Below are 21,169 nucleotides of genomic sequence, written 5' to 3'. Positions count from 1 at the left end.
GAGGACTCGTCATGCCCGCTTCCGGCACCAGCCGCACGTTCCGTCGCGCCGCCACCGCGGCCGCGTCCGCCGCCCTGCTGGTCGGCGCGGTCGCCGCCGCCTCCCCGGCCCAGGCCGCCAAGCCGAGCACCCCCGCCAACTTCCACCCCGAGCTCGACTACGCGGGTTCCACCGTCGCCGCCCACGAGGGCAAGGACACTTCGGCCTCCACCGCGAACTCCGTCGCCGCACTGGCCGCCACCCAGACCAAGGGCATGGACGTCTCCAACTGGCAGGGCAGCGTCGCCTGGAGCACCGCGTACGCCAACGGCGGCCGGTTCGCCTACGTCAAGGCCACCGAGGGCACCACCTACACCAACCCCTCGTTCGCCCAGCAGTACAACGGCTCCTACAACGCCGGAATGATCCGCGGCGCCTACCACTTCGCGCTGCCGAACGCCTCCTCCGGCGCCACCCAGGCCGCGTACTTCGTCGCGCACGGCGGCGGCTGGTCCAAGGACGGCAAGACCCTGCCGCCCGCGCTGGACATCGAGTACAACCCGTACGGCGCGACCTGCTACGGCCTGAGCCAGGCCGGCATGGTCAGCTGGATCCGGGACTTCTCCAACAACGTGCACACCAAGACCGGCCGCTACCCGGTGATCTACACCACCACCGACTGGTGGACCACCTGCACCGGCAACAACAGCTCCTTCGGCGCCACCAACCCGCTGTGGGTGGCCCGTTACGCCTCCACCGTCGGCACCCTGCCGGCCGGCTGGTCCTACCAGACCATCTGGCAGTACGCCGACTCCGGCACCCTGCCCGGCGACCAGAACTGGTTCAACGGCGCCCTGGACCGCGTCCAGGCCCTCGCCAACGGCTGACGATCCGTCAATTCACCTGCCCGCGACCGGACTTCGCCCCGCTCCGGTCGCGGGCAGGGCCTTGCTTTTTACGTGGTAGGGACGGTCAACTCCCAGGTGTCGACGGCGAAATCGAGCACCATACCGGCGTTGCGGTACAGCGCGGGCGCGCCGGTGGCGTTGTCGGTGTCGACGCCGAGGCCGACCCGGGTGCGGCCGCGGTCGGCGTAGAACGCGAAGTAGTGGCGCAGCAGGTAGCTGCCGAGGCCCCGGCCACGCAACTCGGCGCGCACGCCGATCTGGGTGGCCCAGGCCATGTCGGACCGGTCGTCGCGGGTGCGCAGCACGGCGACGTCGCCGTGGCCGTCGAGTTCGGCGATCCACACCAGCGACCAGTCGGCGGTGTCCGCGCCGGTGTCGGCGCACCACTTCTCGTAGCTGCGGGGCTGGAAGTCGAAGTGCTCGGCGAAGGTCTCGTGGATCAGCCGGTGCGCGGTGCGCCGGTCGTCCTCGGTGGTGCAGGCGCGCAGCCGCAGGCCCGCCGGGGCATCCGGGAACGGGTCGGTCTTCGGGTCGACGGTGCGGTTGAGCGCGTGGTGGCGGCGGACGTGCTGCCAGCCGCGACCGGCCAACGCGCCGGTGTCCAGGGTGGGTTGGGAGTTGAGCATCAGGTGCAGGACGGCGCGGTCGGCGCCGTTGCCGCGGGCGAGTTCGGCGCCGCGGGCCTCCATCAGCGCGAACAGGTGCAGGCCGGCGTCGGTGTACCCGGGCAGCAGGTACTGGTCGAGGTTGATCCGCTCCCCCGCCGAACGGTCCCGGACCAGGCCGTAACCGACCAGCCGGCCGTCGGCGTCGTGCAGCAGCCAGGAGTCGCGCTCCAGGTCCACCGAGGGGTGGCCGAGATCCTCCTCGACCTCGTGCAACTCGGTGAAGGCGCGGCCCACTTCGATCTCGTCCACCTGATTGAGCAGCGCACACACGGCCTCGGCGTCCTCAACTACCGCCGGGCGCACCGTCATTCCCTCCGGGAGTGCCACAGTCCCGCTCCTTCGCTCTCGGCTCCGCTGGCAAACCCCGCCTTTCTACCGGCTCCAACGGCCTTGCCCCAAGCGGTTTTCGAGCGCGACACGGGGGCTGGACACGACGACGGGCGGCCCGGTCCGCTGCTCCGGGCCGCCCAGTTGCGCCGTCGGCGGGTGCTACCAGCTCAGGTCCTTCTGGTCGGTGATCACCTTCCCGGCGACGTACAGGTTTCCGCTGGAGTCGAGGATCCCGACGATCTTCTTGGTGGAGCCGTGGTGCGTCGTGAAGTAGACCTCGGCCGCTTCCTGAGAGGAGGCGAAGCCCGCGTTCACCTCGATCTCGATGCTGTTCGGCCCCATGATCGCCACGTCCTTCTTGGGCGAATTGCGGTAGACCTGGTTCTGCACGAGCTTGACGCGGCCGTGCGTCTCGCCTTCGCCCCACTCCGCCGCATATCCGAGGTCGAGCTCAGCCATGATGTTCCCCTCCGAGGTGAGCAGGCGGTTCCCGGCCGACGGCTTCGGCACGCAGCCGTGCGGGAAACGCCCGCAACAAGGAGCTGTCCGGCCGATCATGTGACCGTCTAGGCTGCCCTCTTCTGGAAGGGGTAGCTGTGACGGCGATGGCTCGCGCAACGGCCGTTGCGTTGGTGCAGAAGATCATGGACGCGGACTATGCCGACGATGCCGAGGCGTGTGAGGTGCTGGAGGCGTTGGATAGGGCCCTTGGCTGTCCGACCGGCTACGTAAGCGATTTGATCTTCTGGCCCAGGGGGCGGGAGCTGACAGCTTCCGAGGTCGTCGATCAGGCTCAGGAGTACCAGCCCTTCGCCCCGTGAGAGGTCCTCAAGCCCGCAGCCAGACGACCAGGGCGGCCGCGGTGACGGTGCCGAGAAAAACGTAGCCGCGCTTGTCATAGCGGGTAGCGACGGCGCGGGAGTTCTTCAGCTTGTTGATGGCCCTCTCGACGGTGTTGCGCTTCTTGTACCGCTGCTCGTCGAAGCCCGGTGGCCGTCCACCTCGTGATCCCTTGCGCAGGCGGGCGGCCTGGCTGTCGGTCTTCTCCAGGATCGTGTGCGGGATGCCGCGGCGCCGCAGGTACTCGCGGGTGTGTCGACGGTGCGCCCTCGCGCCCGTTCGGCAGAGAGTCGGCCGCTTTCGACCGCAGGCGGCTTGATCTGTACCTGCACATACACCGGCACAAGCTGACGAATCGTCAAATACGCGCACTCAGGCTCGGAACAGCCGCCAGAACGCCGCCGCCAACTCGGAGGCCGGAGCGGGGCGTTCGCCGGTGATCCAGTGTGTGACGACGCCCAGCAGCGCGCCGGCCAGGTAGGCGGCGTGCACGTCCACCGGGACGTCGTCGAACCCGGCGGGGCGCTTGCCCTCGTGGAAGCGTTCCGCCAGGGCGGCGGTCACCTGTTCGCGCATCCGGCCTGCGAAGCCGGCGCTGCCCTGGTCTCCCAGCGCGCACCGGTAGACGGCGGCCCGGGCCGCGATGTGCTCGAACAGCCCGGCCAGGGACTCGGGGGCCCGGTCGGGCGGCGCGTCGGCCGGGCACACGCGCACCGCCCGGGCGACCTCGGCGATCGGGCCGTCCATCGCGTCCACCACCAGCGCGTGCACGTCCGGGTAGTGCTGGTAGACCGTGGCCCGGTTGATCCCGGCGCGCTTGGCAACGGCGGAGATGGTGATCGCGTCCAGGCCCTGCTCGGCGACCAGCTCCAGGATCGCCTCCCGGAGCCGGGCTCGGGTGCGCTGCACGCGCGGGTCGTCCAGGTTCATGGGGCTCACTGTACGACGTCCGTCGCGTAACCGACGAGTGTTGCTTAAACGACAGGCGTCGCTTACTGTCATGGGTATGCGAATCGAGATCTGGGCCGACCCGGTCTGCCCCTGGGCGTACATCGGCAAGCGGCGGCTGGACAAGGCCCTCGCCGACTGGGACGGCGAACCGGTCGAGGTGCTGTGGCAGCCGTTCCGCATCGACCCGACCGCGCCCGTTCCCGCCACGCCGTTCGAGGGCTCGGCGGCGGACGAACTGCTCAGCGACCTCGGCATCCTGGGCCGCCAGGACGACGCCGGGGCCGCTTGCGCCATCGGGCCCGGCCCGGCGACGCAGACGCCCCCGATCGCCGAGATCGCCGCCGCCGAAGGGCTCGGACCGAACTGGGGCGCCGCCTGGCGCGCCAGCAGCCACGACGCGCACCGGCTACTCGCCCTCGCCCACCGGCACGGCGGCGCCGAACTCCAGCACACCCTCGCCGAAGCCGTCATGAAGGCGCACTTCACCGAGGGCCGCGACATCAGCCACCCCGAGACGCTGGCGCAGCTCGCCACCGACGCCGGATTCCCCGAGGCCGCCGCGCTGCTGGCCGACGGCGCCGCCGACCAGCAGGTCAAGGAACTGCTGCTGATCGGCAAGGCCCGCGGCGTCGCCACCTCCCCCACCCTGGTCGTCGCCGGCCAGGCCCTGGCCGGCGCCCAGTCGCCGGAGACCATCACCCGCTTCCTCCGCGACGCCGCCGGCCAGCAGCCCCGACAGCTCCCCGCCGAGGTCGAACGCCTCCGCTACGCCGAAGCCCTGATGGACAAGCGCGACCCGCTCGGCGCCCTGACCCTCCTCCGCCCCCTGCTCGACGAGTACGGCGACGAGCCCAGCGTCCGTCTGCTGGCCGCCCGCGCCTACTTCGCCTCCGCCCAACTCGGCCGCGCGGCAGCCATGTTGGAGGAACTCGTCGCCCAGTCCCCCGACGACTCCTACGCCCGCCTCCTGCTCGGCCGCACCCTCACCCGCCAGGGCCGCACGGAGGAGGCCGCCGTGCACCTCGCCCTGGCAGGGGCGATGACCCCCGAGTACGCGAAGTGACCTGCGGCCGACGCGTCAGCTGACGCCCGGCTCCGGCCGGGGCAGCTCGTCCAGGTCGAGCGTGTAAGTCCGCCCATCGGCCAGCTCGATGGGCAGCTTGCCCGAGCCGTACTTGTGCGTGAACGCCGCGATGTAGCCGGAGCCGGTGGGGCGGGTGTGGACGACGACCTCACCGGCATACGGGTCCACGACCACGTAGACCGGGATGCCGTAGCGGCCGTACTTCGCGGTGCAGTCGTCGTAGTCCTTGCGCGCCGAGGAGACCGACACCACCTCGGCGATCAGCAGCACGTCCTCGAAGCTGTAGCGCTTGCCCTGCCGTTCCGCGTCCTCCCGAAGGATCGCGAAGTCCGGGGCGGAGTTTTCGTCGGCCGGGAAGTCCAGGTACACGTCGGAGGCGGTCTTCGCGCGCCTGCCAAGCGAGAGCGAGTCGATCTGCATCGACTTGATCGTGCTGGAGTGCTCAAAGCTCTGCGGAGTCATAACCACCTTCCCGTCCGTGCCGAAAAAGACCACATGCCCCGGAGGGAACTCGGTGCGCATGACCGCGTCCACGCTCATCAACTGCTCCTTTCCGTCGCTCTCAGGGTATGGCGCCCCAGCCCCGCATGGGGCGCCGCGGGGGCGCGCTACGGGCTGGCGGGCGCCCCGGTCTCTCGCCACCACTGACGGTCGCCGGTGTCGTGGACGACCAGGCCGAGTCTGGCCAGTTCGCGGCGGAGTTCGCCGATCTCCTTCTCCTCGCTCTTCTGCAGCGCCTCGGCCCGCGCCTTGAACAGCACGTTGCCGCCGGGCGGCAGGCCGGGCATGCCGTCGACCCAGCGGCGGTACGCGTTCTGGTACGGGTCGCCGTCGGGCAGCCACGGGTAGCCCTGGGCGCGGAAGGCTTCGGCGAGTTGGGTGAGCGACGGGAGGTCGGCGCCCTCGTTCTTGTACTCGGCGAGGAGTTCCTCGCCCTGCGCGCCGAGCACCACCAGCCGCTTGCGGTCGGCGAATACGCCGCTGACCGCCGTCCGGGGGGCGCTCTGGGTGGAGTCGCCGCGATCCGTGGTGATCCGGTCCTTCTCGATGGTGACGGTGACGTAGCCGCGCTCGGCCAGTACCACGACGGCGACGCCGGCCAGGGCGCCGAGCACGAGACTCCCGATGGTGGCGGCCGGTTCGGGCGCCTTGGCGATGAGGTCGACCGGCCCCTTCCACGGGATCCACGGCCAGGTGGACGCCCAGTGCGCCAGGAGTTTCAGCAGGAATCCGGCCCCGGCGCCCAGGACCGGGAATCCGGCCGCCACCAGAACGCGGTCCGAGGTTTTCTGTCGAACCGTGATCGCCGCATCTTGGCCGGTCTTGCCCATACGCCCCTCCCCGAAGTACAAATCTATCGAACGTGAAACGACCGTTCTCAGAACGAGCGTACTACGCCTGTCGTGGACGCCTGTCGTGGACGACGAGCAGCGGAGGAAGCCATGGGCGCACCGAACGAACCGGCGGCACCCGGTCCTGAGCTTCGGCGGGGGATCCCCGAAGGGGCCGAAGAGCAGGTCGCCGCCCTGTACTGGGAGGCGTTCGGGCGCAAGCTCGGCCCGGCGCTCGGCCCGCCCGAGACGGGCCGGGCGTTCCTCGCCGCCCACCTGCGGCACGACCGCGGCATCGTCGCGCTCGACAGCACGGGCGCGGTGGTCGGTGTCGCCGGCTACCAGCTCGCGGGGCGCGGCCTGACCGGCGGCTCGGCGCGCGACGTGCTGTCCGTATTCGGCCCGTGGGCGGGGCCGCCGCGGCTCGCCCTGCTCGCGCTGCTCTCCCGGAAGCCCGCCGAGGGCGAACTCGTCATGGACGGCATCTGCGTGGCGGCGGCGCAGCGAGGCGCCGGTATCGGCAGCCTGCTGCTGGACGAGATCGCGGCCGTCGCGGCCGAGAGCGGCTGCACCGGGATCCGGCTGGACGTCATCGACACCAACCCGCGTGCCCAGGCCCTGTACACGCGTCACGGTTTCCGCGCCCTGCGCACCCAACGGACGCCGTTCCTGCGGACGTTGATGGGGTTCGGGGCCGTCACCACCATGCTCCGGGCTGTCGGCCCACTCAGAAGGGCGCACCTGTGAACCTTTCCCGGCCGGAGATCCCCACCCGGCTGCTCGTGCACGCGCTGGTCCGTGAGGACGGGACTGTCGATGCCGGTGAGCTCTACACCGTCGCCGGACTGCTCGGGATGACCGATCAGCAGGTCCGACTGTGTGTCAAACGCCTGGTCAGCGAGGAGAAGTTCCGCCAGGACGGGCGCGGGCGCCGGGCCGTCCTGCGGAGCGTGTCCGACGCGGCGAACGGCGGACTCGCGCCCGACGCCGACCACATCCGGTACGCGTACCGGCAGGACGCGGGGCTCGCGCCCTGGGACGGCACCTGGCACCTGTTCGCGTTCGCCGTACCGGAGGCCCGCCGCGCCGTCCGCGACGCACTGCGCGAGACCCTCCTGCACCTGGGCGCGGCACCCGTCCAGGGCGGGCTGTACGTCGCGGCCAACCCGATCGGCGAGCTGGTCGAGGCCCGGGCCCGGCAGCTCGACGTGCTCGACTCGGTCACCTTCCTCACCAGCACCGACCTGCGCGTCGGCGACCTCACCGACCCCGCCCAACTGACCGCCCACATCTGGCCGTTGGACACCATCGCCGCCCGCCACGAGCACCTCGCGGCCTTCGCCACGTCCTGCACCGAGAGGGCCACGAGCACCGTCGTGTCCGGCGCCGAACGGCTCACCATGGCCGTGGAACTCGCCTCCGAGTTCAGCGCAGCCATGACCCCGGACCCGCTCCTCCCCCCGGAACTCCTGCCCCCGCACTGGCCCGGCCGCCACGCCCGCCACCTCGCCCGACAGTGCTGGGCCACGCTGAGCGCCCTCCCCGCCCCCGCCACCCCACTGCCTCGCCTGTTCCGCCTCTACGAGGACGCATTCGCCGCACCCCGGTGAACGCGGGCGCCGACGGCCCGTCCAGCTGAGTCGAGTCCGGCGCCGGTCGCGAGCGCCTCTGCGAAGTGCGGGCACGTCTCGGCGTCGGGGACGGGCGGGGGCGCCCGGCGTGCGGGCGAGCTCCGCCCGGGTGTGGCCGACCGTGGCTGTCATCGCGGCGTTCAGGACGTCCATGGCGAGGCCGAGCGGCACGCCCTGATGGACGCCATGCTCCGCGGCTGGATCGCCGACGCCGAAGCCACCGGCGTCCGACCCCAGTTGCGCCCGTGCTGCTGACGGCGAACCGGATCTGAGGAGACCTCAAGGGAACGAGAAAGCCCCGCAGATCCGAGGATCTGCGGGGCTTCGCTGTGCGCGAGGGGGGAGTTGAACCCCCACGCCCTTTCGGGCACTGGAACCTGAATCCAGCGCGTCTGCCTATTCCGCCACCCGCGCAAGGGTGTAGTCGCCGGTGGCTCACTTGCTCCGTTCGACCTGCTGAGAAGCTTACCCCATCTCCGGGGGCCGTTCTGACCGGCCCGGAGCCGTCGCGGACCGGGCGGGGGTGGTGGGGCGTCACAATGGCCGGATGAGAGTGATCTTCACCGTGGCCGGAGTCGCGCTGCTGGTCTGGACGGCGGCCAGCATCCTGCGGACGCTGGTGGTGCCGCGCGGGCTGTACTCGGCGATGGCGATCCGGCTGTGGTCCTCGCTGCGGGTGGTGGTGCGGGTGGTGGCGGCGCCGTTCGGTGGGTACCGGGCGATCGACCGGGCGCAGACCTGGCTGGCGCCGCTGACCCTGCTCGGGATGCTGGGCTGCTGGCTGCTGTTCACGTTGACCGCGTACACCCTGCTGTTGATAGGGACGTCCGAACTGCCGTGGCACGTGGCGTTCCGGGAGGCCGGGTCGAGCCTGTTCACGCTCGGCTTCGCCAGCGGCGACCGGCTGCACCTGTCGGTGCTCGACTTCCTCGCGGCGGCCAACGGCCCGCTGATCATCGCGCTGCTGATCGCCTACCTGCCGACGCTGTACTCGGCGTACAACCGGCGGGAGTTGGAGGTCACGCTGCTCCAGTCGCGGGCGGGCGAGCCGGCCTGGGGGCCGGAACTGCTGGCCCGGCAGACGCTGGTGGGGACGGAGGCCGGGCTGCCGGAGCTGTACCGGGACTGGGAGCGGCTGGCGGCTGATCTCGGCGAGGGGCACTCCAACTACCCGGTGCTGATCGCGTTCCGCTCCCCGCAGCCGTACCGCAGCTGGATCGTGGGCCTGATCGCGGTGATGGACGCGGCCGCGATGCAGTTGGCGCTGAACCCGCGCTCGGCCCCGCCGGAGGCCCGGCTGATGCTGCGGGCCGGGTTCACGGCGCTGCGCGACATCGCGACCGCGCTGCGGATCCCGTTCGAACCGGACCCGGAGCCGGAGGAGCCGATCCGGCTGACCTTCGCGGAGTTCGACGCGGCGGTGGCGATGGTGACGGCCGCCGGGGTGCGGCTGGAGCGGCCGATCGTGGACGCCTGGCCGCACTTCCGCGGCTGGCGGGTCAACTACGAGTCGATCGCCTACGAGTTGGCCCGCCGCGCGGACGCGGTGCCGGCACTGTGGACGGGGCCGCGGGACTTCCCCGCCACCCCGATCCCACCGCGCCGCCCGGCGGACCGCCGCCCGGCCAACCCCTGAATCGGTTCTACTTGACCAGCAGTTCCTCGGCCTGCGCCAGCACCTCCACCACCCGCCGCCCGAACCGGACGTCGCACGGGTGCGGGGTGCCGGTCGCGGCAGACGCCAGCAGCGCGTCCAGGGCGCGGCCGTACGCGGTGGTGGGCGGGCCGTCCCGGTCGGGGAGGCGGGTGACGCCGGAGGCGCCGCGCAGTTCGGCGCCCGCGCCGAGCGCGGAGGCCTCGGGCGGGGCGGTCAGGCTGAGCGTGACGGTGCTGGACGCGCCGCCCTCGTGCCGCAGGATCAGGTGCGCGGTGTCGCCGGGGCCGGGCCCGGCGGTGACGTGTTCGACGTCGCCGAGGGCGGGCATCAGCACCGACAGGGCGTGCGGGCCGACGTCCCACAGCGCGCCCTTCTGCTGCCGCCACGGGGAGGCCGCGTAGGGGCTGTCGGTGGTGAACACCGAGCCGATCCAGTGGCAGTGCGCGGTGAACCAGCCACCCCGCTCGGCCTGTTCGTCGATCCAGGGGCCCTGCACACCGTCGAACCGGACGGTGAAGAACACCACCGAGGCGACACCGGCCGCGGCGGCCGCGTCCTCGACGGCGCGGGCGGCGTCCACCGTCGCGGCGACCGGCTTGTCGAGCAGCAGGTGCTTGCCGGCCGCGGCGGCGCGCACCGCGTACTCGGCCTGCACGTCCGGCGGCAGCGCGATGGCGACGGCGTCCACCGCCGCCAGCAGGTCGTCCACCGCCGCGTACCCGGGCACGCCGTGCGCGGCGGCGAGTTCGGCGGCGGCCTCGGGGCGGCGGCCCCACACGCCGGCGAACTCGACGCCGGGGTGGGCGGCCAGCGCCGGGGCGTGCACCAGGCCCGCCCAGGGGCCGGTGCCGAGCAGTCCGATCCGCACGGGCTCAGCCCTCCACCCGGATCAGGGTGAAACCGTCGTAGCCCTTGCGGCCGACGGTCTGCACCGTGGTGGCGTCCAACCGCTTGTCCCCGGCGAGCAGTTCGTGCAGCTGCTGGACGCCGCGCACGGCCTCGTCGCTGCTCTGCTCGTCGGCGAGCCTGCCGCCGCGCACCACGTTGTCGACCACGATCACCGAGCCGGGCCGGGTGAGCGCCAGCGACGCCTCCAGGTAGTGCGGGATGTTCGGCTTGTCGGCGTCCACGAATACCAGGTCGTAGGGCTCGACGCCCTCCTCGGTGAGTTGCCGCAGGGTGTCGCGGGCCGCGCCGAGCCGGACCTCGACCCGGTCGGCGAGGCCGGCCCGGCGCAGGTTGGCGGTGGCGACCTCGGCGTGCGCCGGGTCGATCTCCAGCGTGGTCAGGGTGCCGCCGGCGGGCAGCGCGCGGGCCAGCCAGATCGCGCTGTAGCCGGCCAGGGTGCCGATCTCCAGGATCCGCCGGGCGCCCTGCATCCGGGCCAGCAGGTGCAGCAGCTTGCCCTGGTTGGCGGCCACCGCGATCTGCGGCAGCCCGGCCCGGTCGGCGGCCTCGAGCGCCGCGTCCAGCACCTCGTCCTCGCCGATCAGCCGGGCGGCGGCCCAGTCGTCCACCGCCGTCCAGAGCTGCTGCGGGTTGTCCTGCGGGCTCATTCCCCACCTCCGTGATCGCTTCGCGGTGCGACCCTACTCCCTGCCCTTTGGGTCGCGACGCCGGACGCGACGAGGCCACCACCGCTTTGGGCCCGGACGCGACGAGGCCACCACCGCTTTGGGCCCGGACGCGACGAGGCCGCCGCGTCCGGTGCGGACGGGGCGGCCTCGGTCGGGCAGCGGAAAAGATCAGTCGACGAGCGTCTCGGAGAGCGGCTCACCGCTCTTGCCGCCGGACTGCTCGGGATGCGCGGCCCGGGACTTCTTGGCGCGCCACTTGAGCACCAGCGCCGATCCGACGCCGAACACCGCGGCGGCGGCGAGGCCGATGTACGAGGCGCCCTTCAGGTACTGCTCGGCGACCTTGCCGACCTGGTAGACCAGCAGCGTGGTGCCGCCCGCCCAGACCACGCCGCCCAGCACGTTGGCGATCAGGAACTTCCAGTACGGCATCCGCAGGGTGCCGGCCAGCGGGCCCGCGAAGATGCGCAGCAGAGCGATGAAGCGGCCGAAGAAGACCGCCCACATGCCCCAGCGGTGGAACGCGCGCTCGGCGGTGGCCAGATGATCGGGTCCGAAGTGCTTGGGGAACCTGCGGCCGAGTTTCTCGAACAGCGGCCGGCCGCCCTTGTGGCCTATCGCGTAGCCGATCGAGTCACCGATGATCGCGCCGGCGATCGCGCAGCCCGCGACGCCCCACGGGCTGACGATGCCCTTGGCGGCGAGGAGGGCGGAGGAGACCAGGGCGATCTCTCCGGGCAGCGGAATGCCCAGACTCTCCAGTCCGATGATCAGGCCGATGATCACGTACACCGAGGTCGGTGGAACGCTCTCGATCCACTGGTCGAGGTGCAAGGCGGAGTACCTCCGTCGGGGCAGGGACAGGCGGCCGACACGCGGCGGCACACGGGAAAAGCTTCGGTAAAGGCCCGAACCGGGCCAGCCTAGCCGCTCCCGGGCCGCAGGCCGAGCGGCTGCCTGCACCGCACGTCAGCGACCGTCCGGGGTGCTCCCCACCCGCTCACCCACACCCGGTCCAACTCCCGGCCCCGGCCGATTCGTTCCCGCTCGGCGGGTGACATTCCGCGCACCCGCCGGGCCTGTTCCCGGCTCCTCCTAGCGCCCCATACTCCGTCTCCGAACAGCAGCAATCCCGGGGAGGACGCATGACGATGGCAGCGGCGGCAGGCACCTGGCAGCTCGGCGATCTGGAGGTGAACCGGATCGGCTACGGCGCGATGCGGCTGACCGGCAACGGCATGATGGGCAACTCCGACGGCGCCCCGATCGACCGCGGGCACGCCGTCCGGCTCCTGCACACCGCGTTCGAGCAGGGCGTCAACCACGTCGACACGGCCTCCTTCTACTTCTCGCCGCTGCGCTCCGCCAACGAGTTGATCAACCGGGCGCTCGGCTCCTGGCGGGGCCACGAGGTGGTGGTGGTCACCAAGGTCGGCCCCGGGCGCACCCCGTCCGGCGAGTGGCAGACCATGGCGCGGCCGGACGAACTGCGCGGCCAGGTCGAGGAGAACCTGCGCCAGCTCGGCCGCGACCACCTGGACGTGGTCAACCTGCGCCGCAACGGCCCCGACTGCGCCTCGGTCGCCGAGCACTGGGGCGCGCTGGCCGAACTGCGCGAGGCCGGGCTGATCCGGCACCTCGGGCTGTCCAACGTCCGCCCCGAGCACATCCGGGAGGCGCGGAAGATCGCCCCCGTGGTGTGCGTGCAGAACTCCTTCGGGCTGGACTGGCGGCGGGCCGAGGACACCGGGGTGCTCGGGCTCTGCGCCGAACTGGGCATCGCCTTCGTCCCGTTCTTCGCCATCGCCGGCCTGCACCGCGAGGCCGCCGCGGCCGCCGAACAGGACCGCCGGGTCGCCGCCGTCGCCACCGAACTCGACGCCACCCCCGCCCAGGTCCGCCTCGCCTGGACCCTGCACCGCGGCCCCCACGTCCTCGCCATCCCGGGCACCACCAACCCCGCCCACCTCGCCGAGAACCTCGCCGCCGCGACGCTTCGCCTGACCCCCGCCCAACTCGCCGCGCTGGACGCCGACCCGACCGCCTGAGCTCAGCCTTCCGCCACCCAGGCCGGCAGGCCCTCTCGGCGCTGGAGCCACGCGGGCGGGACGTCGGCCAGGCCGGTGCGGGCGGCGACCACGCCGCCGGTGATGGCGCAGGTGGTGTCGACGTCGCCGAGGCCCTCCGCGGTGGTCCAGAGTGCGTCGGGGAGGCTGTCGAGGTGGTGGGCGGCGGACCAGAGGGCGAACGGGACGGTGTCGGAGGCGCGGATCCGCTGCCCGTTGCCGAGCAGGTCGGCCGCCCGCCAGGGCTCGGTGGCGGCGGGCAGTGCGGCGGCGGCCGCGACGCCGTCGCGGATCAGCCCGTCGGGGGTGCGGGCGGCGACCTCGTGCAGCAGGTCCGCCCCGGTCGGGCCGTCCCCCAGCACGCGGCCGCGGGCGGCGAACGCGGCGGCCAGGGCGACGGCGACGGCCCCGGCGATGCCCTCGGGGTGGGCGTGGGTGACCTCGGCGGAGTACTCGGCCTGCTCAACGACCTCGTCCAGGTCCTCGGCGAACCAGGCGCCGAGCGGGGCGACCCGCATCGCCGCGCCGTTGCCGAGGCTGCCCTGCCCGTCGAACAGTTCGCGGGCCTCCGTCACCCACCGCTCGGGGTGTTCGGCGAGGACGGGCAGCAGCCGCGTCATGCCGTAGCCGTAGCGGCGACCCGGGTCGGCGAAGTACGCGGCGCCGAACATCGCGGCGAGCTGGGTGCGGTTGACGCCGTCCTGGTCGATCAGTGCGCGGTGGACGGCCAGTGCCATCGCGGTGTCGTCCGTCCACTCCCAGGGCGACTCCTCGGGAGTCCGGCGGGCCCTGATCTGCTCGATCGCCTCGGCGGGCGCGCGGAACCGCTTGAACCAGCGCTCACCGAACGCGTCGCCGAGGGCCACCCCCTCCAGGGCGTCGCGCGCAGCCTGCCGGGCGGTGATGGCGGTGGTGGTGGTCGTCATGGCGGTCATCCTGGCAGCCGCTCCCCCGCCTGCCCACCGCATTTCCCGCCCGCCCGTCAGGACTTCAGGAACTCGAGCAGGTCCTGGTTGAAGCGCTCCTTGTCGCCGGTCACCATCGCCAGGCCGTGCGACCCGCCCTCGTACACCTTGAGCACCGCGCCGCGGACGAGGGCGGCGGTCTTGCGGCCGGTCGCGTCGATCGGGACGACCTGGTCATCGTCGCCGTGCACCACCAGCAGCGGGATGTCGAACTTCTTCAGGTCGGCGTGGAAGTCCGTGTAGCCGAACGCGTCCACGCATTCGACGGCGCCCTTGATGGTCTCCGCCATCCCCATGGACCAGAACGCGTCCAGGTTGCCCTGGGTGGCCTTGGTGTGGACGCGGTTGGCGCCGAAGAAGGGGACGGCGGTGTCCTTCCAGAACTGGGCGCGGTCGCGCAGGATGCCGGCCTTGAGCGAGTCGAGGACGCCGGCGGGCACGCCTTCGGGGTTGTCCGGTCCCTGCGCCAAAAGTGGGGTGATGGCGGAGAGCAGGACGGCGGACTTCACCCGGGAGGTGCCGTGCCGGCCGATGTAGCGGGCGAGTTCGCCGCCGCCCATGGAGTGTGCGACCAGGGTGACGTCCCGCAGGTCGAGGCTGGTGAGCAGGTCGTTGAGGTCGTCGGCGAAGGTGTCGAAGTCGTAGCCGTCCCAGACGGGGGTGGAGCGGCCGTGGCCGCGGCGGTCGTGGGCGATGCCGCGGAATCCGGCGTCGGCGACGGCCTTCAGCTGGTCCTGCCAGGCGTCGCCGTTGAGCGGCCAGCCGTGCAGGAAGACGACGGGGCGGCCGTGGCCCCAGTCCTTGTAGAAGAGCTCCACACCGTCGCGGGTCGTGCAGTGGGGCATGTGCGTTCTCCGATCCTGGGCCGGTGCCCGCTCCCGTACGGAACGGCGGGCACCTCGCCCATTCAAGGCAGAACCGGGCCGGGCCCGCACGGCGGCTCAGCTCAACGGCCGCACCCGCGCGGTCACGACGGCTCGACGCAGAACACCGCCTGCCGCACCTCCTCGGCGCTCGGGGTGCCCGCGCCGTGCACCCGGATGGTCACCTGCTCGCCGGGGAGCAGCGTGGTCAGGCCCCGGTCGGCGGTGGCGGCGGGGTGCAGGCGGTCGGGCTGGAGCAGCAGGTCGCGGAGCAGCGTGCGGGCGGTGATCCGGACGTCCACCGCGCCGTCCCCGGCGTCCGTCACGTCGAGGTCGAACTCGGGCTGCGGGTAGGCGAATTGCTTGTCGGGGACGGGGATGTGCACGGCGCGCAGGCCGTCCGCGTCCGCCACCAGGTACTCCTTGGTCACCCCTTCGTCCGTCAACATGCCTTCCGGCAGCGGAAGTTCGTGGACGGCGCGCGGCGCGACGGTGACCTGTTCGGTGTGCTCGGTGAGCAGCCGGCCGGCGGTGTCGAGGCGGCGCAGGTGGAGGGTGGTGGTCCACGGCTCGGCGGACTGGTTGACCAGGGCGGTGCGGGGTGCGCCGTCGCGGTCGGCGGGCTGGAGGGTGAGCAGCCGGTCGGCGTACAGGCGGCGCAGTTCGTGGTGCAGGGGCTTGAGCCGGCCGTCGCCGTCGATGGCGGCCCAGGAGGAGACCGGCCAGCAGTCGTTGAGCTGCCAGACGATGGTGCCGGCGCAGTGCGGCCAGTGGGAGCGCCAGTGTTCGATGCCGGTGGCGATGGCGCGGGCCTGGGTCACCTGGGTGAGGTAGTGCCAGCGGTCGAAGTCGGTGGGGACGTCGAAGTGCCGTTCCAGGCCGCGGCGGAGTTTGCCGTTGCCGTCGCCGGCCTTCTGGTGGTGCAGCATGCCGGGCGAGTCGGCGGCGAGGGTTTCGCCGGGCAGGGCGCGGCGGAGGGTGGCGTGGGCGGGTGGGGCCTGCCAGCCGAATTCGGCGACGAACCGGGGGACGGTGGCGCGGTATTCGGCGTAGTCCTCGCGGTTCCAGACGTCCCAGGAGTGGTGGGTGCCGTGGTCGACGTCGTTGGGGTGGTGGTCCCAACTGCCGGACCAGGGGCTGCCGGCGGAGTAGGGGCGGGTGGGGTCGAGTTCGGCGACGATCCGGGGCAGCAGGCCGAGGTAGTAGCCCTCGCCCCAGGAGTCGCCGTTCAGCTTCTCCTCCCAGCCCCAGTCGCGGAAGCCCCACTGGTTCTCGTTGTTGCCGTTCCACAGCACCAGCGAGGGGTGCGGCATCAGGCGGACCACGTTGTCGCGGGCCTCGGCCTCGATCTCGCCGCGCAGGGGCTGTTCCTCGGGGTAGGCGGCGCAGGCGAACGGGAAGTCCTGCCAGACCAGCAGGCCGAGTTCGTCGCAGAGGTCGTAGAACGCGTCCTGCTCGTAGATGCCGCCGCCCCAGACCCGGATCAGGTCGACGTTGGCGTCGACGGCCTGCAGCAGGCGGGTGCGGTAGCGGGCGGGGGTGACACGGGTGATCAGGGTGTCGTCGGGGATCCAGTTGGCGCCCCGGACGAACAGCGGCTCACCGTTGACGGCCAGCGTGAAGGGGGTACCGGCGGCGTCGGGGGTGCGGTGCAGCTCGACGGTGCGGAAGCCGATCTGCCGCTGCCAGGTGTCGAGTTGGTTCTCGCCGTCGCCGAGGGTGAGGGCGAGTTCGTAGCGGGGCTGGTCGCCGTAGCCGCGCGGCCACCATCGTTCGACGTCGGCGGCTTCCAGCACGAGCACGGCGGTGTCGCCGTCGAAGGTCGCCGCTGCCTGCGCACCCGCGACGGTGGCGCGGGCGGTGAGCGGACGGCCGGCGCCGGTGGCCGTGCGCTCGACGGTGAGGTGCAGTTCGACCCGGCCGGTGGTGCCGTCGGCGGTGATCAGCGGGCGGACGGTCGCGATCCGGGCGGTGGACCACCGCTCGAACCGGACGGGCTTCCAGATGCCGGCGGTGGGCAGCGTCGGGCCCCAGTCCCAGCCGAAGCTGCTGGCCATCTTGCGGATGTACTGGAACGGCTCCGGGTACTCGTTGGGCCGCTCCCCGACGAGGCCGCGGACCCGCTCGGCCTCCGTGTAGGCGCTGGTGAAACGCACCGTCAACTCGCCCGCCAGGCCGGTGGCGTCGAAGCGGTGGCTGCGGTGCATGTTGCGGGTGGTGCCGAGTTCGACGCCGCCGAGGGTGACGGTGGCGACGGTGTCCAGGCCCTCGAAGACCAGGTCGGTGCGCTCGTGGGCGCCGCCGTCGGCGGGCACGTCGAGGCTGTACGTCCAGTCGCGGCGGCCGACCCAGGCCACGGCCAGCTCGTTGTCGCCCAGGTACGGGTCGGGGATCAGCCCCGCCGCCAGCAGGTCGGTGTGGACGCAGCCGGGCACCGCAGCGGGCAGCAACTCCCCGTCGTGGTGCAGGTTCCAGCCCTGGTCGAGCGGGGTGGTGTCCATCATCGGGGCGGCTCCTCGATCGCAGATGTGCAGCGCGAGCAGCACGGTAACCCCGCCCCGTCAGGCCTGTCCACGAACCGGTCGGGCCGTCGAGCGCGGCCGGGCCGCGACGCCGTCCCGGTCGCGCTACGGCGAGACCTCCGGGTCGTCCGGGAGCGGCCACGGCCACTTCAGGTCCCGGGGAACGGCCAGTTCGCACGGGTAGCACAGCGTGAGCGTGATCCGCCTCCCCTCGCGCCTGAGGCCGACCGCGCCGCACCGCTCGCAGATCGACGCGCTGCGGGCGGCGAAGGTCTCGACGATTGTCCGGAGGCGATCGGACTCGGCGCTGCTCCGGTTGCCACCCTGCTTCCACGGCCTCGGCGAGGCCTGAAAGGCCAGTACGGCGAACTTCTGCTTCACGGCCCCGAGTTCGTAGTCGGGGAACTCCGCGACAACCGCCCGATGACAGTCGATCACCAGCTGCCGCCAGCCGGGCCCGATCTCGGGGCGGGCCGACGGCGTCGAGAAGTGCGGCCCGAGCAGCTCCAGAACAGCTTGCTCCGCCGGTACGGCCCCAGTCATTGTGTGTCCCCCCTTGTTGATCACCTGGCCCAACCCTCCACCATGGCGGTCCACTTGCGCACCCGAATTCGATCCCTCAGTGCTGTCTGCGCCGCTGTCCTGACCCCCGGATAGGGTTCCGGCCGTACCCGATCCACCCGAGGAGTGCGCAGCATGAGGTCGCCGGACGAACTCGACCAGGTCGACTGGGCGGAACTCTCGCACGCGTACGGCTCGGCCGAGGACGTCCCCGAGTTGATCGGCGGCCTGTACGTGCCGGAGCCGGCGGCGCTCGACGAGACGGTGTACGAGCTGTTCGGCACGGTCTATCACCAGGGCGACGTCTACGCGGCGTCCGGCCCCGCCGTCCCGTTCCTCGCGCACGCCGCGCGGCACGGGGCGGGCCGCCGGGTCGATGTGCTGTTGCTGCTCGCGATGATGGCCGATCACGAGCCTGGCCAGGTCGGTTCGGCCCGCTGGGGGCGCAACCCGGTGTCCGGGGTCTGCGCGGAGCTGTGCCGGGTGCTGCCCGACCTGCTGCCCTGCCTGACCGACGCGGATCCGAAGCTCCGGCAGGCCGCCCTGCGGGTGGTCGCCGCCGTCGCCGACCTCCTGCCGCCGGACCTCGCCGCCGACGTCACGGCCCGGATCGGCGAGCTGTTCGAGAACGACCCCGTGCCCGAGGTGCGCGCCGACGCGCTGCTGACCCTCGGCGCGCCGGGGCGGGCACCGTCCGCCTCCGACGTGCCCGAAGTGCGGCTGGCCGCCGCCGTGTTGGCGGCCGAGCTCGACGGCCCGCCGTACCCGCCCGAGCTCGTCGAGACCTTCGCCGTCGACGGTGCGCGCCCGCCGTGGGACATGCCGTGGGCGAACTGCCGGACCCTGGACGACCGGCTGACCCGCCTGCTCGCCCGCGACCCGGACGCGGCACTGGCGGTCGCGGCCCGCTGGATCGCCGCCGGCGACCAGGGCACCCGGGGCACCTGGCTGGCCGAACGCATCGTCGAGACCTGGCGCGACCGCGAACTCGAGGCCCTGGATCTGCTGTTGGCCGCCCTCCCCCACCAGCGCGACGGCGTCTCCGCCCACCTGCGCACCATCGCCCACTGGATCGAGCGCCTGCCCGCCCCGCACGCCAGCCTCCGCGACACCCTTTTCGCTCACGCGGCCACCGACCCGTCCGCCCTGCTCGGCCTGGTCCGCGCCCGCGACCCGCGCGCCCTCGACCTGCTGTCGCCCCACTCGGAATCCCAACTACTGGCGGAGGCAGCCCGGTTGATGCCCTCGGGCCGGTTGGTTCCGCTGATCCGCCGCCGGCTCGCCACCGCCCCCGACCTGCACCTGATCGCCGCTCTCCCCGCGCTCGGCGAGCCCGCCCGCGCAACCGTGCCCGAACTGCTCGACTGCCTGCGCACCGGCAACAGCTACCTCGCCGTCGCCGCGGCGCGGGCGCTCAGCCAACTCGGCACCTTCGAGCCGGAGTTGCTCGACCACCTCGCCACCGCCGCCCGCAGCGAGGACTCCTCCCTCCGGATCGCCGCCACCGTCGCCCGCCACCGCCTGACGGGCGACGCCGCACCCGCGCTCGCCGCGTTCCGCGAGCTGCTCACCTCATCTCCCCAACCCCGTTGGTGCGCCGACGAGTTGTCCTCCCTCGGCCCGGCCGCCGCACCGCTCCTTCCGCTGCTCGAACCGCTGCTGACCGCCCGCGACTACGTCCGGTTCGCCGCCGCCGACGCCCACCACCGCCTGTCCGGCTCCCCCACCCTGGCAACTCCCGTCCTGGCCGACCTGGTTGCCCCCACCGACCTCGGCCTCTCCGCCCTCCGCTCCCTCGCCGCCACCGGCCACCTCCCCGACTCCCTCCGCCCCGCCCTCCGCGCCCTCGCCTTCTCCCCTCACCGCCTGATCCCCGACGACCCCCTCGCCTCCACCGGCGGCGGCCACACCGACCACCAACTCCGCATGCTGGCGCTTGACTTGCTGGCCGGTCAGGGCTCGTAGACCATCTCCGGGAAGCTCCCCGAGGGCCCGTCCAGCAGGTGGTCGTCGTGGCCGCGCAGCCAGCGGTCGAAGAAGCTGCCGACGTACGTCCGGGTCGCGAGCACCGCCCGCTCGGGTCGGATGTCTCCGATGTCGCCGTGCAGCGCCTCGGTGGAGATCGCACCCTGGCGGGCGAGCTGCGGCAGCAGGGATTCGGCGTCGGTGTACGAGCCGTGGCGGGAGCCGTCGAGGGTGAAGTCGGCGTGCCAGCCGGTGCTGTGCTGCCACAGGGCGTCCCAGCCGGGCTGGTTCTGGTAGGGGCCGGAGTCGCCGTTCCGGGTGCCGAGCAGCAGGAACGGGCGGTCCAGGCCCTTCTCGGCCACGTCGGTCAGATAGACGCCGGTGTGCCCGTCCGGGCCGGGGAAGTGCAGCTGCCCGTCCATGTTGACGGCCGCCTTGATCCGCGGATCGTCGTGCATGGCCTGAAGCGCGGTCGAGCCGCCGCCGGAGTGGCCGACCATGCCGATCCGCTCGAGGTCGAGCGCGGCGCCGACGCCGGGCGGCAACGTGCCGGAGTTCTTCAGCCGCGCCAGCTCGTCCAGAACGAACTTGGTGTCGTCCACCCGAGTGCCGATCATTTTGCGCAGCAGCGCGCCGACGTCCAGGCCCGGCTGACCGAACATCCCCGCGACTATCGAGGTGGCCAACTCGCCGTTCGGGAGCGACACTTCGGACGCCTCCCAGGTGTGGTCGACCGTCACCACGACGTAGCCGCGCGATGCCAGATCCTCCACCAGCCCGGTACCCCAGGTACGCGGATCCCCCAGCCCCGCCGAGTACAACACCACCGGCCGGGCCTTGCCCGGCAAGGCCGGCACATCGACCCGAGCGTGCGTGCGCACACCCGACCAGTCGGTGCGGTCGGCCTCGAAGCCCTGGTTCATCTGCCCGACACTCCCGGCACTGCCGAAGTGCGCCCCCGCGTCGGGCGTCATGTACGCCGCCCGCTCACCGCCCGGCGCGGCCCGCCCGGTCGGATACCAGATGCTGATCATCAACTCCCGGGCCCGCCCGGCCTTCCACGGATCCTCCCGCCCCTGATCCACCAAGTGCACGCTGGTGGTCCCCACCGCGAACGGCCCCGTCGGCACCGGCAACGCCGCCGTCGCCAACCGCCCGCCCGACCCCGGCGCCTGCGCCACCGCCACCCCACCGGAAGCCCCGACCACACCCAGTGCCACCGTCGCCGCCAGCACCACCGCCGCCATCGCCCGTCCCCGCCTGCGCATCGC

Annotated in this window: 21 protein-coding genes, 1 tRNA gene and 1 pseudogene; 8 read left to right on the top strand and 15 right to left on the bottom strand. The window is 72.5% G+C overall.

The window, feature by feature from the left end; translation table 11 throughout:
- Positions 1 to 11 precede the first annotated feature (11 nt).
- Positions 12 to 866, top strand: coding sequence for a lysozyme (locus ACFYST_RS17210; protein WP_387863113.1), 855 nt, complete (start codon positions 12 to 14; stop codon positions 864 to 866).
- Positions 867 to 934: 68 nt separating this feature from the next.
- Here the strand turns inward: ACFYST_RS17210 and ACFYST_RS17205 are convergent, their stop codons facing one another.
- A complete protein-coding gene (locus ACFYST_RS17205) occupies positions 935 to 1,864 on the bottom strand; it encodes a GNAT family N-acetyltransferase (protein WP_387863554.1) in 930 nt (309 codons plus the stop codon).
- 180 nt (positions 1,865 to 2,044) lie between these two features.
- A complete protein-coding gene (locus tag ACFYST_RS17200; RefSeq protein WP_387863110.1) occupies positions 2,045 to 2,344 on the bottom strand; it encodes a DUF6342 family protein in 300 nt (99 codons plus the stop codon).
- Between the two features lie 146 nt (positions 2,345 to 2,490).
- Here ACFYST_RS17200 and ACFYST_RS17195 point away from each other — a divergent pair, with 146 nt between their 5' ends.
- Entirely contained in the window at positions 2,491 to 2,706 is a 216-nt protein-coding gene (locus ACFYST_RS17195) for an e9imm peptide (RefSeq protein ID WP_387863552.1), read from the top strand.
- A 7-nt stretch (positions 2,707 to 2,713) separates the two neighbouring features.
- Here ACFYST_RS17195 and ACFYST_RS17190 read toward each other — a convergent pair.
- Together ACFYST_RS17190 and ACFYST_RS17185 are read right to left on the bottom strand one after the other, a co-directional pair.
- Positions 2,714 to 2,854: pseudogene (locus ACFYST_RS17190) on the bottom strand (IS5/IS1182 family transposase); the annotation flags it as partial.
- Between the two features lie 243 nt (positions 2,855 to 3,097).
- The gene (locus ACFYST_RS17185) at positions 3,098 to 3,655 is read right to left on the bottom strand and encodes a TetR/AcrR family transcriptional regulator (protein ID WP_387863107.1); all 558 of its coding nucleotides are present in this window, start codon (positions 3,653 to 3,655) and stop codon (positions 3,098 to 3,100) included.
- Between the two features lie 76 nt (positions 3,656 to 3,731).
- Between ACFYST_RS17185 and ACFYST_RS17180 the strand changes: the two genes are divergently transcribed.
- On the top strand, positions 3,732 to 4,739 hold the full coding sequence (locus tag ACFYST_RS17180; protein ID WP_387863104.1) for a DsbA family protein: 1,008 nt from the start codon (positions 3,732 to 3,734) through the stop codon (positions 4,737 to 4,739).
- Between the two features lie 15 nt (positions 4,740 to 4,754).
- On the opposite strand, the gene ACFYST_RS17175 is transcribed toward ACFYST_RS17180, so the two are convergent.
- Positions 4,755 to 5,300 carry a Uma2 family endonuclease gene (locus tag ACFYST_RS17175; RefSeq protein ID WP_387642643.1) on the bottom strand — a complete coding sequence of 182 codons (546 nt, stop codon included), beginning with the start codon at positions 5,298 to 5,300 and terminating at the stop codon, positions 4,755 to 4,757.
- 68 nt (positions 5,301 to 5,368) lie between these two features.
- Positions 5,369 to 6,091: a hypothetical protein gene (locus ACFYST_RS17170; protein WP_387863102.1), complete on the bottom strand. Its 723-nt coding sequence runs from the start codon at positions 6,089 to 6,091 to the stop codon at positions 5,369 to 5,371.
- A gap of 111 nt (positions 6,092 to 6,202) precedes the next feature.
- Here ACFYST_RS17170 and ACFYST_RS17165 point away from each other — a divergent pair, with 111 nt between their 5' ends.
- Together ACFYST_RS17165 and ACFYST_RS17160 are read left to right on the top strand one after the other, a co-directional pair.
- Positions 6,203 to 6,838, top strand: a complete 636-nt coding sequence (locus ACFYST_RS17165) for a GNAT family N-acetyltransferase (RefSeq protein WP_387863099.1) — start codon at positions 6,203 to 6,205, stop codon at positions 6,836 to 6,838.
- Positions 6,835 to 7,701 carry a PaaX family transcriptional regulator C-terminal domain-containing protein gene (locus ACFYST_RS17160; protein WP_387863096.1) on the top strand — a complete coding sequence of 289 codons (867 nt, stop codon included), beginning with the start codon at positions 6,835 to 6,837 and terminating at the stop codon, positions 7,699 to 7,701. Before ACFYST_RS17165 ends, ACFYST_RS17160 begins: the two co-directional genes overlap by 4 nt.
- A gap of 351 nt (positions 7,702 to 8,052) precedes the next feature.
- Here ACFYST_RS17160 and ACFYST_RS17155 read toward each other — a convergent pair.
- A tRNA-Leu gene (locus tag ACFYST_RS17155) sits at positions 8,053 to 8,136 on the bottom strand.
- Positions 8,137 to 8,269: 133 nt separating this feature from the next.
- Here ACFYST_RS17155 and ACFYST_RS17150 point away from each other — a divergent pair.
- Positions 8,270 to 9,358: a hypothetical protein gene (locus ACFYST_RS17150; RefSeq protein ID WP_387642647.1), complete on the top strand. Its 1,089-nt coding sequence runs from the start codon at positions 8,270 to 8,272 to the stop codon at positions 9,356 to 9,358.
- Between the two features lie 7 nt (positions 9,359 to 9,365).
- Here the strand turns inward: ACFYST_RS17150 and ACFYST_RS17145 are convergent, their stop codons facing one another.
- The 3 genes from ACFYST_RS17145 to ACFYST_RS17135 all read right to left on the bottom strand — a co-directional run bounded on the left by ACFYST_RS17145 (position 9,366) and on the right by ACFYST_RS17135 (position 11,790).
- Positions 9,366 to 10,247 (bottom strand): Gfo/Idh/MocA family protein, encoded by an 882-nt coding sequence (locus tag ACFYST_RS17145; protein ID WP_387642648.1) that lies wholly within the window; start codon positions 10,245 to 10,247, stop codon positions 9,366 to 9,368.
- 4 nt (positions 10,248 to 10,251) lie between these two features.
- Positions 10,252 to 10,935, bottom strand: coding sequence for an O-methyltransferase (locus ACFYST_RS17140; protein WP_387642649.1), 684 nt, complete (start codon positions 10,933 to 10,935; stop codon positions 10,252 to 10,254).
- 189 nt (positions 10,936 to 11,124) lie between these two features.
- Positions 11,125 to 11,790 (bottom strand): DedA family protein, encoded by a 666-nt coding sequence (locus tag ACFYST_RS17135; RefSeq protein ID WP_387642650.1) that lies wholly within the window; start codon positions 11,788 to 11,790, stop codon positions 11,125 to 11,127.
- A 311-nt stretch (positions 11,791 to 12,101) separates the two neighbouring features.
- Here ACFYST_RS17135 and ACFYST_RS17130 point away from each other — a divergent pair, with 311 nt between their 5' ends.
- Entirely contained in the window at positions 12,102 to 13,004 is a 903-nt protein-coding gene (locus ACFYST_RS17130; RefSeq protein ID WP_387642651.1) for an aldo/keto reductase, read from the top strand.
- Between the two features lie 2 nt (positions 13,005 to 13,006).
- Here ACFYST_RS17130 and ACFYST_RS17125 read toward each other — a convergent pair whose 3' ends face one another.
- The 4 genes from ACFYST_RS17125 to ACFYST_RS17110 form a co-directional block, all read right to left on the bottom strand.
- Positions 13,007 to 13,948 carry an ADP-ribosylglycohydrolase family protein gene (locus ACFYST_RS17125; RefSeq protein ID WP_387642652.1) on the bottom strand — a complete coding sequence of 314 codons (942 nt, stop codon included), beginning with the start codon at positions 13,946 to 13,948 and terminating at the stop codon, positions 13,007 to 13,009.
- Between the two features lie 56 nt (positions 13,949 to 14,004).
- Positions 14,005 to 14,832, bottom strand: a complete 828-nt coding sequence (locus ACFYST_RS17120) for an alpha/beta fold hydrolase (protein WP_387863093.1) — start codon at positions 14,830 to 14,832, stop codon at positions 14,005 to 14,007.
- A 122-nt stretch (positions 14,833 to 14,954) separates the two neighbouring features.
- Positions 14,955 to 17,354: a glycoside hydrolase family 2 protein gene (locus ACFYST_RS17115; protein ID WP_387863090.1), complete on the bottom strand. Its 2,400-nt coding sequence runs from the start codon at positions 17,352 to 17,354 to the stop codon at positions 14,955 to 14,957.
- A 123-nt stretch (positions 17,355 to 17,477) separates the two neighbouring features.
- Entirely contained in the window at positions 17,478 to 17,915 is a 438-nt protein-coding gene (locus ACFYST_RS17110) for a hypothetical protein (RefSeq protein WP_387863087.1), read from the bottom strand.
- Positions 17,916 to 18,068: 153 nt separating this feature from the next.
- Here ACFYST_RS17110 and ACFYST_RS17105 point away from each other — a divergent pair, with 153 nt between their 5' ends.
- Positions 18,069 to 19,898 (top strand): hypothetical protein, encoded by a 1,830-nt coding sequence (locus ACFYST_RS17105; RefSeq protein WP_387863084.1) that lies wholly within the window; start codon positions 18,069 to 18,071, stop codon positions 19,896 to 19,898.
- Here ACFYST_RS17105 and ACFYST_RS17100 read toward each other — a convergent pair.
- The gene (locus ACFYST_RS17100; RefSeq protein ID WP_387863082.1) at positions 19,886 to 21,166 is read right to left on the bottom strand and encodes an alpha/beta hydrolase family protein; all 1,281 of its coding nucleotides are present in this window, start codon (positions 21,164 to 21,166) and stop codon (positions 19,886 to 19,888) included. The genes ACFYST_RS17105 and ACFYST_RS17100 overlap by 13 nt on opposite strands.
- Between the last annotated feature and the right edge of the window lie 3 nt (positions 21,167 to 21,169).

It is taken from the genome of Kitasatospora sp. NPDC004614 (assembly GCF_042873675.1).
GTDB lineage: Bacteria > Actinomycetota > Actinomycetes > Streptomycetales > Streptomycetaceae > Kitasatospora.
This window is presented reverse-complemented; position numbering and strand designations above follow the sequence as displayed.